The organism is Flavobacterium sp. LC2016-23, from assembly GCF_009674775.1.
In the GTDB taxonomy this organism is placed as follows: domain Bacteria; phylum Bacteroidota; class Bacteroidia; order Flavobacteriales; family Flavobacteriaceae; genus Flavobacterium.
This window is the reverse complement of the sequence record NZ_WKKE01000004.1, coordinates 164,468-176,685: the sequence shown is the minus strand read 5'-3', so window position 1 is coordinate 176,685 and position 12,218 is coordinate 164,468. Positions and strand designations below refer to the sequence as shown.

The window sequence follows — 12,218 nt, the reverse complement described above, 5'->3', positions numbered from 1 at the left end:
GTAAAGAGTAAAGAGTAAAGAGTAAAGAGTATAGAAAGAAGCACGATTTTAGGAGGTTTCGTTTTTTTTTTTTTGCCACTCGCGATAGCTATCGGGATAAAAGATTTTAAAGATTTTCTAACCTGTGTAAATCTGTACAATCAGTGTAATCTGTGGCATTATTTTTCACCACTTGCGATAGCTATCGGGATAAAGGATTCAAAAGAGATTAATCTTTGCGAATCTCTGCCATCTGTGGCATTTATTTTTAAATCATATCGTTTTAATCGCCATGATTTTCTCTTCAAAAGTGTCTTTAAAGTCGGATTTGCTTTTGATTCTTGTTTTGTACGTGTAAATTGTAGCTACAGAGAGTTCGAGAAATTCGGCCATTTGACTGCTGTCCTGAATTCCCAGTCGATAGAGGGCGAAAATTCGAAGCTCAGTGTTCAAAAGTTCTCCCTTCTTTACGATGCATTTATGGTCGTTCGGAAATAAATGGTTAAAATCGGTTACGAAAGTCGGGAATAACTTCAGGAAGATTTCATCAAACTGATGGAATAAATTCTCGCGTTCTTCCTTTACATTATAACGTTTTAAACTCGCAATCACTTCATCTGTTTTCTTCGTAATGATCTTGTGAAGCGTACTCTTCTGGATATGATCTATTTTGTTAATGAATGCTGATGTTGCTTTAATAAAATAGGTAATATATTCTTCCTTGATCGCGTTGGCCTCACTCAGGCTGATGTTCATTTCCTGCAGCTGACTGTAGGAAGAAGCCATTATTTTTCGCGCCTTATTTCTTTCTTTTAGCTGTTTGAAAATAATGATCGAAAATAAAATGATGATTACCGTAAGTATTGTCAACAGCATAATGATTCTTTCCAGTTTATCATTTTTTTCCTTTACATTATTTAGTTGCGCTTTTTCGATAATCGGTAAAATTGACGAAATCTCAATTTTGCGGTGTCTGGCGTTATAGAAAGTCGCGTCATCCATGGCAATGTTGATGTATTCGTTGGCTTTGTCCAGATACCCCATTTTAAAGAGTTCGTTGGCCAGATTTCGTAAGGCGACGGTTTCTTTAGTCGCATTTTTGACGTCGGCAATGGCAGCAAGTGCGAGGTACTGAATCGCTTTTTTGGTGTATCCTCTTTCCGAATAAATATAACCAAGGCTTGAAGTGGCAATTCCGTAGTAATCCGGTGGCAGGTTATAATTGTTAATCCAGTAACTAAACGCAAATTCAGCGCCACGCCAATCCTGCTGCTTCAGTCTTTTTAAACTTTCGGCAGCCCAGTATTCGTTGGTGTTCGTTCCGATTAGTTCTAATGCCTTTTTGAGAAAATGATTGCCCTGTTGTACATAATGGATATTAAAGCGCTGATCGCGGTTGTAATCGGCTAAATCATAATAAGCACGGGCTTTTATATTGTAATATTCAAATTTGTTTCTGGGGTCCAGTTTTTTGTCGTCAACGACATTCAAAGTATCAATAGCTTCCTTAAATAAACCGGAAGAAAGGAGTACAAAACCTTCTTTGATTCGGCTTTTGGCCAGATATTTTGGATCTTTCAGAACAATCGCCTTAATTTTGGCTTCTTCTAAATAATAATAGGCAGAATCATATTTAAAGGATTTGTATTCTTCAAACAACGACATATAGCAATTATAAAGAGCTGTGTTGTTCTGGCTTAATGTGAATTTTGATACATTCTTTTTTAATGCTTCTATTTTCTGATATTTCTTTTTGAGATATACTTCTTTTTTAAGGAGCACTTTATCTAATTCTTCCAGAACAGGATTTGTCTCTTTCGCAGCCAGAGAAAAACCTGCAATGAAAAAATATAGCATTACTATTTTTCGCATAGTCATGTTTTGGTTTAGGGGGTATAAAATAGTTTTTTGGTTGGTTTGAGTTAATTCGTTTTTAATTCAAAGTAAGCATGAGCGCTTATGCTTGTAACTTTTAGGATTTAACAAATTTAGACGTAACACATTTAAAAACAAGGGTTCGTTTATTTGAAAAACAAGATCTAAATGTTAAAAGTAGTTTAATAATTTGCAATTATACAATAAAAAGCAATTATATATATGCATAGTTAAAAAAATGTATACTTTAATTTTGATATTGTCATTTATACCATTAAATATCTGCCTTTTTTTATCTAAACAACATCTTGATTTTTTCTAATACAAAAATATTATAAATACTTGATTATTAGTTTTTTGATTTAATATTGGTTCGGTTTTTATCTTGATTTTTCGCAGATATTTTTTTTAATATTTTTTTAACTTATAGTTTCGCTCTGTCCTTTACGGATAAAAAAACTAACAATCAAACCACAAATTTATGAGATGTAAAAGTATTTATTGGTTGGCTGTTGTGATGAGTTTAGCAGCTATTGGCTGTGATAACACTGACGACGGAAGCCACGTTGATCCCATTACCATTTATGAAAAAGTAAACGGAAACTGGGGATTAACAAATCTGAAAATGGTTGATGAATTTGCCAAAGCAAATAAAATCGAACCAAGCGAAGAAAACTTGAGTACCTATTTTAATTACGAGGATTTTAAAATCAGCTTCCTAGTAGATGCTCAAAATAGACCTACAAGTTACGAGGTTACCGGAAATGTTCCTCCCTTATTTGCTCCAAAAGGATATTGGGCATTAAGCTCAGACTTTCAGCAGACAAATGCCAGTGCCATACGAATCTATTTGTACAGTGATGCTCAGAAAACTCAAAAAACAGATGAGCTCAGGATCATTTCGGTTCCGGGTAAAAACGAAGAAATGCAGCTTCAGCTGATGCGTACTTCCGGCGGAGCTGATTTCGTGTCTTATGTATTCAAATTAAACGCTATTAATTAAGAAGTACTATGAAAAAGTTTATATATACAATTTTACTTGCCCTTTTGATGGCTCCGAATTTTGTGACGGCGCAGGAAAATGCAGGAGCCGTAGGGCCGATGTCATCCTATCCGGTTGTGTACAAATATGATGAAGAAGTTACCTGGTACTTTGATCTTTCAGGAACCACCTTTGCAGAAACAGAAGATCTTTATATCTGGATCTGGTCACCCTCTGAACCGGACGCAGGCAATTGGGAAAACTCTTCTGATTTTGCAAAACTAAAATACGAGGGCGATAAAATCTGGAGTTTTAAGCTGACCCCGACAGCTTATTTTTCTAAAACTCCGGAAGAAATCGCCGCAAGTGCCGGATTTTGGTTCCGTCTCAAAAACAAAAACGGATCGAAGCAAAGTGATGTAGCCAACATGGCGTATACTGATTTTTCGTCCTTTTATACTGCTAATGAATTAATCAGATCTTATCCTTCAAAACCAACAATTGATAAACCGGTAAGTATTTTATTTAATTCTAATTTAAAAGACGGTTTCGCAGGCGTTCCAAGTGTTCACTTCCATAGTGGTTTAAACAACTGGGCAGTGCTGCAGGAATACCAGGCCTGGCTTCCGGACGTTTCCGAGAAAACAAAACTAAAGGATTTAGGAAACGGTTTTTACAGAATGGATTTGATTCCGCAGGAATATTACAATACAGAACCTGGTTTTGTGATGGAAAACATAACGTTTCTGATGGTCGCAAAAGACTGGACTACGAATTCCGGGGATCAGATTATTTATGCAGGCGAATTTGTGCCGCCACCGCCACCGGTTTTTGCTTTCTTCCCTTTGCAGATTAGTCAGAGAGACTTTTTGGGAATGTCAAGAAAAAATAATGAATCGGGTGTAAACAAATTGATTTACACGATTACAGCCGGCAGTAAAACCATTTCTGGTGAGTTTATGGGAGGAACTGCTGAAATCAAAGGATTTGTCAATTTAGTTTCAGAATTAAACGGAGTTCCGAATTTAACTGAAATCCATGTCCTGGTAAAAGACAACAAGGACAAGACGATTTCGGATACTTCGATTCCCCTTAAAACGTTAGACAAATAATTCACTATCAAATTAAAACACCAATTCTAATGAATAGTAAAAATATAAAAGGAGTCCTGCATCTAATGTGGACTACTAAATCGGCGGTATGGATGATTTTCATGCTTTTTCTTTCGGCAGGCGTTTTTGCCCAGGGGAAAAAGCAGGTATCAGGGACCGTTTATGACAATACCGGAAGTGTATTGCCGGGAGCTTCTGTTATGGAGGTGGGAACCAAAAACGGAACCACTACAGATTTCGATGGAAAATTCACCTTGCAGGTAGCCGTAGGAGGTGCGATCGAAGTATCCTTCATTGGCTCGACAACTCAAAAAGTTCAGATCACTGCAACAACGGCTAATCTGGAGGTTCGCCTGCAAAATGACGGGTATACACTGGCAGAAGTTCAGGTGGTTTCTGTCGGATACGGAAAAGTCAAAAAATCAGACTTAACAGGTGCGATTTCTACCGTTGGAGCAGATGATTTGGTAAAAGGAACGATCTCTTCAACCGAGCAGGTTTTGCAGGGAAAAGTAGCGGGATTGAATATCATTCGTCCTTCCGGTGATCCGGCTGCGGGAGCTACCATACGTTTGCGTGGCGGAACTTCGCTTACCGCCAGTAACAGTCCGCTGATCGTAGTAGATGGTATTGCAGGCGTTGATATCAATGTAGTGCAGCCTTCGGATATCAAATCGGTAGACGTTTTAAAAGATGCTTCGGCAACGGCTATTTACGGTTCAAGAGGTGCCAACGGAGTCATCATGATTACAACCAAATCAGGTACAAAAGGAGTTTCTGTGGTTTACAGCGGCTTATCAAGCATTGGTTATGTAGCAGATAATTTAGATCTTTTATCAGCCAATCAATGGAGAGGTTATGTGCGTCAAACCGGAAATACAGATGCTGTAGATTACGGTGGAAATACTAACTGGCAGAAAGCGATCGAACAGACGGCTATTTCGCAATCACATACGTTAAGCATCAACTCGGGAAAAGCAGACAGCGGTTTCAGAACTTCCATTTCCTATTTGAATAATGAAGGGGTGATCAAAAAATCAGGTCTGGAAAGAATCAGCGGGAATGTTAGTGCTTACCAATATCTTGGCGATAACAAAGACGTGAAATTTGATATGGGATTGTTTGCCAATATCGATAAATGGCACCCTATAGATTACAGAATTTTTGAACGTGCTTATAATTTAAATCCAACGATTCCGGTGTATGATGCCAATGGAAATTTCTCTTCCGTGAGTGGAAATATCTACGAAAATCCGGTAGAAATTCTAACCAACAGAACCGTTAACAATGAAAGACACAGACTTTTGGGCTATTTTAAAACAGAAGTTAAATTTCTGAAAGATTTTACAGCTTCGGCAAATATTTCATTGGAGCATAATGCCGTAAAAGGAGGGACTTACAAACCATCGTACGCGGTTATGGAAGGAAGAACAGAAGACGGTTATGCACAAAGAACCTATGCGGAATACACCAATGCGCAGGGCGAAATCTTTGTAAATTACAACAAAACTATAGACAAACACACTATTGGTGCCTTAGCCGGATATTCATATTTCGAAAATATATATGAAGGTTTCGGAGCACAAAGAAGCGGTTTTGTGACCGATGCTTTCGGATATAACAATTTAGGCGCTGGTTACAATTATCGTTTGGGCGATGTGTATTCGTATAAAGGAAAATCAAACCTGGTTTCGTTTTTTGCCCGTGCGAATTATTCATACGACGGAAAATACCTTCTGACCGCTACGGTGAGACGTGACGGTTCAAGCCGCTTTGGTGAAAACAATAAATGGGGAACTTTCCCGTCTGCTTCTGCGGCCTGGAAAATTTCAGGTGAGGAATTTATGGATGCTTCCAAAGGCTGGTTAGACAACCTGAAACTAAGAGCAGGTTATGGAGTTACAGGGAATCAGGACGGAATTGGCGAGTACAAATCACTTTCTATTTTAGGAGTTGGAAACGACAGTTACTACGATCCGGTTACCAAGACCTGGAGTCTCGCCTATTCTCCAAAGCAAAACCCGAATCCTGATTTGAAATGGGAATCCACACAACAAATTAATATTGGGGTAGATTTTGGCTTATTCAACAGAATTACGGGTTCATTCGAATGGTATTCCAAAACGACAAAAGATTTGTTGTATACCTATGAAGTACCGCAGCCTCCTTATTTAGTAGGAACGATGCTGGCCAACGTGGGTGAAATGTCCAATAAAGGTGTGGAACTTACTTTGAATGCCAACATCATAAAAGGAGATAAATTTACCTGGGATGCTAACCTGACGCTGGGACACAACATTCAGAAAATTGAAAAATTATCAAATCCAACCTATAAAACAGATGTAATTTACAGCGGATCTTTACACGGATTAGCCGGTATGTCCGGACAATATTCTCAGGTGATTGCCGAAGGATACCCGGTTGGAACTTTCTGGGGATTTCAAAGTGCCGGACCTGATGCTGATGGAAAAATGTTGTACTACAATGCAGCAGGTGAGACGGTAGCAGAGAGTGCTTTGGTAGATGCGGATAAAAAAGATTTAGGAAATGTACAGCCGGATCTGACTTTAGGAATCGGAATGAATTTTACCTACGGAAATTTTGATCTGGGTATTTCAGGATATGGAATGTTTGGACAAAAAGCTTTAAATGCGACCAATATGATGCTGAACGATCCGAACAGGCTTCCGGCTTTCAACGTTCCGGATGATTTCCTGTCAAGCGGAATCACGTCAGCACCGAAATATTCCAGTTACTGGATCGAAGATGCTTCTTTTTTCAGGCTTCAGACTCTTTCTGTCGGGTATACAGTACCGCTGAAATACAAAGGCTCTAAGTTCAGAATTTATGTAATGGGAGAAAACCTTGCTGTATTTACAAATTACAAAGGAGTAGACCCGGAAATTGGCTTAAATGCACAGGATGGTGCAGACCAAACCGGATTGGCTGCGCCCGGAATTGACCGATACAACAATTATCCACGACCAACAACAATTTCTGTTGGATTAAATTTTACGCTGAATAACTAAGCGAATTGATAACCATAAAATATTAAAAATGAAAATCAAAATAACAGCAGCGATACTTTTAAGCATGCTTTTTACGGTGTCATGTACAAATTTGAATGAAGATCTGTATGATAAAGTAGAAGACGGAAATTTTGGAAATACTTCAAAAGAAATTGATGCGCTGGTAGGTGGAGCTTATTCTTCGTTAAGAGGATTTGCAGACGGTATATCCAATAATTACCCAACTTGTGAATATGTTTTCTTTTTGAATGAAGTGGTTTCTGATGAAGCGACCATTCCAACCAGAGGAACAAACTGGTACGATGGCGGACAATATCAGGACGCACAGAAACATACCTGGAAAGCAGACAACAGAATGATTCTTTCGGCCTGGCGCTACAACTACACCGGAATTGCCAAAATCAATGCGATCATTTATCAGATAGACAAATCTTCCCTGACTGCTCAGGCAAAAACACCGATTTATGCGGAGCTAAAAGCGTTAAGGGCCTATTACTATTACAACCTTTTGGATATGTTTGGTAATGTGCCCATTGTAACCAATTTTGAAGATAAGGATTTACCGTCTAATTCGACAAGAAAACAGGTATATGATTTTGTAGAGAAAGAATTACTGGATGCCATTCCGCATCTGAATTCGAATGTGGTGTATTCTAAACTGACCAAAAATGTAGCCTATTCTATTTTGGCGAGATTGTACCTTAATTCAGAAGCATTCATCGGGACACCGCGCTGGCAGGATTGTCTTTCGATGTGCCAGAAAGTGACAGGTTATACTCTGACACCGGATTTCTTTGCCAATTTTGCCACAGAAAATCAAACATCGACTGAAATTATTTTTGCTATTCCTTACGATTCAAAAGCAGGAACAGTGGGGAATTATATGAATTCAATGTCTTGTCATTATTTGCATAAACTTACGCTTTCCCCAACAGGAAACTATCCGTGGAGTGCCAATGGAATGTGTGCACAGCCGGGTGTTTATTCTGCTTTTGCCGATACAGATAAAAGAAAAAAATGCATGATTGCCGGTGATCAGATCAATCTGGCAACAGGATCTGTTATTATTATGGATAACGGAGAACCGCTTACGTATACAGAAAACCTGACGAGCTTAGGCGATGCTAAAGAAAATGAAGGAGTTCGTTTGGGTAAATATGAAATGAAAGCCGGAGAAAACTGGGAACGCGATCACGATTTTGTCCTGATTCGTTATGCCGAAATTCTAATGATGCAGGCAGAATGTTATGTGCGATTGGGTTCGCCTGAGTTAGCGAGACCGTTTTTACAACAAATAACAGCGCGTGCCGGAGAAGAAATGCCCGCAACAATAGATCTTCATTTTATCGATCAGGAGCTGCTTAAGGAATTTACTTTCGAAGGAAAAAGAAGAACCGATAACATTCGTTTTGGAACTTTCTTTTTGCCTTGGTGGGAAAAAGGAACTACTGAAAAATACAGAGCGATTTTCCCGATTCCGACCAGTGTTTTAACAACCAATAAAAATCTGGTTCAGAATCCGGGGTATCCCTTAAATTAGATTCTGGAATGTCAGTCTTCCGTGTTGGTTAGTCGTGGAAGGCTGATATATTTTAAATACTCACTTTCCAAAAAAAAGACAAAATTAAATTTTCGCAGACATTTTTAATTAGAGTGAAAGACGAGGTATAAAAACAAATATCAATTCAAATGAAAAAATACATCACATTATTATTTTGTGTAATTGTGAATTTTTTAGTGGCGCTCGGTTGCAGCAGCGACGATAAAAATTCAGACATACCAACAACGCCGGAAACCGTTGAACCCGTTGCGATTGAAAAAACCAACAGCACCAAAATTTATGTGCATTATATGCCCTGGTTTGAAACCAATGAAAGCAGTGCCGATAAAAAATGGGGCTATCACTGGACAATGGCCAACAAAAACCCTAATAACATAGATGCCAACAAGCGCAGGGAAATTGCATCTTATTATTACCCGCTTATCGGTCCTTATCACTCGGGCGATAAAAATGTGATTGAGAATCATTTATTATTGATGAAATATTCAGGAATTGACGGTGTTTTGATCGACTGGTACGGTACTTATGATGTTTACGATTACCGAATGGTTAAAGAAAATACAGAACAGCTTATTACCATGCTGGATAAAGTTGGATTGGAATACGCGATCGTGTACGAAGACAGAGTAACAAAAAGTGCTGTCGATGCGGGAAAAGCCATTTCAGTGACCAGCGCCGCCAAAACCGATTTGGCTTATATGGAGAAAAACTATTTCGACGATAAAAATTATATCAAAGTAAACGGAAAACCTTTGCTGCTGAATTTCGGCCCCATCATTTTGCAAACTCCGGCAGAATGGACCAATGTTTTTAATACCCTGACTACCAAACCTACTTTTATCACCCTTTGGGATCAATCAGTTGAAGCCGGAGAAAATGCTTCAGGCGAATATGCCTGGGTGTATAAAAACAGCACCTATCTGACTAATTTTTATACCAATACAAAACCCAAACTTGGTGTGGCAATAGGCAGTGCTTATCCGGGATTTAAAGATTTTTATGCCCAGGGAGGCGGCGGAGCAGCAATCGGGTGGACCATTGAACCCAATAACGGAGCAACACTCGATGAAACACTTGCGATGGCTAAAAATGCCAATCTGAATTACCTGCAATTAATTACCTGGAATGACTTTGGAGAAGGTACTATGTTCGAACCTACAGTGGAATTTGGCTACAGCTATATCGAAAAAGTGAAAGCTTTTGCCGGAGTTAAAAATACCGAAAATGTATTCCCCGATATTAGCCAGTTATACAATTTACGCATACAAAAGAAAGGCAATGCCGATGCCCAGAAAAAACTGGATCAGGCCTTTAATTATTTTGTTTCCATGCAGTCTGCTAAAGCAAAACAGTTACTTAATGAAATTAAATAAGAGTTGTCATTAATACAATTAGATAATGAAAAACATAAAATATAGTTATTGCCTGATTACTTTAGCTTCCGTGCTGATTTTTGCCTGCAGTACTAAAAAAACATACACTATAAGTTCACCGGATAAAAATTCCAAATTAGTTTTTGAATTAACAGCCTCGGGACAGCCTCAATACAGTTTTTCTTCGAATGGGAAATCGGTTATCGAGCCTTCTTTATTAGGATTTGAATTTCAGGGCATCCAAAAGATGACAGAAGATTTTGAGGTCCTTTCCACCGAAGAGAAAATGGCTGATGAAACCTGGGAACAGCCGTGGGGGGAATTTAAAAAAGTAAGGGATCATCATACCGAAATGATTGTTCATTTGAAAGAATCCAAAGGGGAAGAACGTTTGGTTGATATTATTTTCCGGGTTTTTGATGATGGTTTAGGCTTTCGCTATGAATTTCCGAAGCAACCCCATTTAGGGAAAGTAAAAATCTCCAATGAAGTCACCCAGTTTACTTTCAAAGATACTAATGAAGTCTGGTGGATTCCGGTGCACCGCGAAAACAGCTATTACGAAAGCACCTATCGCAAAACGCTGATGAGTAAAACCGATACGATCAATACACCGGCCACTTTTGAAACGAAAGACAAATTGTATGTTGCGATTCATGAAGCCAATCTGACCGATTTTGCATCAATGACTTTACTAAAAACATCGGATAAGCAATACAAAAGCGATCTGGTGGCATGGGCTGATGGTGTAAAAGTATATGCGGAAACCCCTTTTAAAACGCCATGGAGAACAATTGTAGTAGGTAAAACCCCAGGCGATGTAGCTACTTCAACCATAATGCTGAATTTAAATGAACCTTCCAAAATTGAAGATTTATCATGGATCACACCTTCCAAGTATATTGGAATCTGGTGGGGCATGCATTTAGAAAAATTCACCTGGGGACAAGGTGCAAAACACGGTGCGACCACTAAAAATACTAAAGAATATATTGATTTTGCTGCGAAAAACAATTTTGACGGCGTTCTGGTGGAAGGCTGGAATGAAGGCTGGGATGGCGACTGGACTGCCGACGGATCTGCTTTCAGTTTTGTAAAAGCATATCCGGATTTTAATCTGGAAGAAATTACCAAATATGCCGCCATGAAAAATGTTCGCTTAATCGGACATCACGAAACCGCCGGAGCCACTAAAAACTACGAAAACCAGTTGGAAGAGGCTTTTAAATTGTATCAGAAAATGGGGGTAAATTCGGTGAAGACCGGTTATGTCAACAAGTTTTTAGATAAAAAAGAATGGCACGATAGTCAGTACGGAGCACGTCATTACAGAAAGGTTATCGAAACAGCTGCGAAATATCACATCATGATTGATAATCACGAACCGATGAAAGGAACCGGAATCCAGCGTACGTATCCAAACTTCATGTCACAAGAGGGCGGAAGAGGACAGGAATACAACGCCTGGTCTGCAGATGGCGGAAATACGCCTGAGCATTTGACAACCCTACCTTTTACCAGAATGTTATCAGGGCCATTTGATTATACGCCGGGTAATTTCAATTTTGATTATAAAACGCCTTCGGGAGCCAGGGTAAAAACTACTTTGGCCAATCAATTGGCGTTGTACGTAATCATTTTCAGTCCGTTGCAAATGGCTTCAGATTTACCCGAAAATTATGAAGGAAAACCGGAATTTCAGTTTATTAAAGACGTTCCCTGCACCTGGTCTGATACAAAAGTTTTAGATTCTAAGATCGGAGCATATACTACCATCGCCCGTAAAGACTGGAATGAAAAAAACTGGTATCTGGGTTCTATTACCAACAGTGATGCCCGTGACCTGAAAGTAACATTATCATTTTTAGATCACAACAAAGAGTACGAAGCAGAAATATACGCAGATGGAGTGGGGGCAAATTATAAAACAAATCCATATCCCGTTACCATTTCGAAGCAAAAAGTAAATAACAAAACAGTTTTAGATTTAAAACTGGCATCCGGCGGAGGTACAGCTATCAGGTTTATTCCAATAGAAAAATAAGTTAGTTGAGTTTATTTAAGTTAAGTTGAGCAACAAACCCGGTTTCTGAAAAGAGGCCGGGTTTGTTTTTTTGAGGTTCAGAGGTGAAAAGATGCAAGATACAAGATGCAAGATACAAGATACAAGATACAAGATGCAAGATGCAAGATGCAAGATGTAAGATGCAAGGTTTAAGGTGTAAGATGTAAAATATAAAGAAGGCAAAGGCTGAAATTCTTCTGGCTCAGTCAAATTTCTATCTTCTTTACTCTTCCTTCTTCCTT

Annotated in this window: 7 protein-coding genes; 6 read left to right on the top strand and 1 reads right to left on the bottom strand. The window is 38.8% G+C overall.

The features are described 5' to 3' along the window. Positions 1 to 252: 252 nt before the first annotated feature. Positions 253 to 1,851, bottom strand: coding sequence for a DUF6377 domain-containing protein (locus tag GJU43_RS04850; protein ID WP_154339696.1), 1,599 nt, complete (start codon positions 1,849 to 1,851; stop codon positions 253 to 255). A gap of 484 nt (positions 1,852 to 2,335) precedes the next feature. On the opposite strand from GJU43_RS04850, the gene GJU43_RS04845 reads away from it, so the two are divergent. From GJU43_RS04845 to GJU43_RS04820, 6 genes are all read left to right on the top strand, one after another. Then, a complete protein-coding gene (locus tag GJU43_RS04845) occupies positions 2,336 to 2,857 on the top strand; it encodes a DUF5004 domain-containing protein (RefSeq protein ID WP_154339695.1) in 522 nt (173 codons plus the stop codon). Positions 2,858 to 2,865: 8 nt separating this feature from the next. After that, positions 2,866 to 3,948, top strand: a complete 1,083-nt coding sequence (locus GJU43_RS04840) for a hypothetical protein (RefSeq protein WP_154339694.1) — start codon at positions 2,866 to 2,868, stop codon at positions 3,946 to 3,948. Between the two features lie 29 nt (positions 3,949 to 3,977). After that, positions 3,978 to 6,977 carry a TonB-dependent receptor gene (locus GJU43_RS04835; RefSeq protein WP_195760018.1) on the top strand — a complete coding sequence of 1,000 codons (3,000 nt, stop codon included), beginning with the start codon at positions 3,978 to 3,980 and terminating at the stop codon, positions 6,975 to 6,977. 28 nt (positions 6,978 to 7,005) lie between these two features. Further along, a complete protein-coding gene (locus tag GJU43_RS04830) occupies positions 7,006 to 8,517 on the top strand; it encodes a RagB/SusD family nutrient uptake outer membrane protein (protein ID WP_154339693.1) in 1,512 nt (503 codons plus the stop codon). A 149-nt stretch (positions 8,518 to 8,666) separates the two neighbouring features. Beyond that, positions 8,667 to 9,911, top strand: a complete 1,245-nt coding sequence (locus GJU43_RS04825; protein WP_154339692.1) for a glycoside hydrolase family 71/99-like protein — start codon at positions 8,667 to 8,669, stop codon at positions 9,909 to 9,911. 25 nt (positions 9,912 to 9,936) lie between these two features. Beyond that, on the top strand, positions 9,937 to 11,955 hold the full coding sequence (locus GJU43_RS04820) for a glycoside hydrolase family 97 protein (protein WP_154339691.1): 2,019 nt from the start codon (positions 9,937 to 9,939) through the stop codon (positions 11,953 to 11,955). Positions 11,956 to 12,218 lie beyond the last annotated feature (263 nt).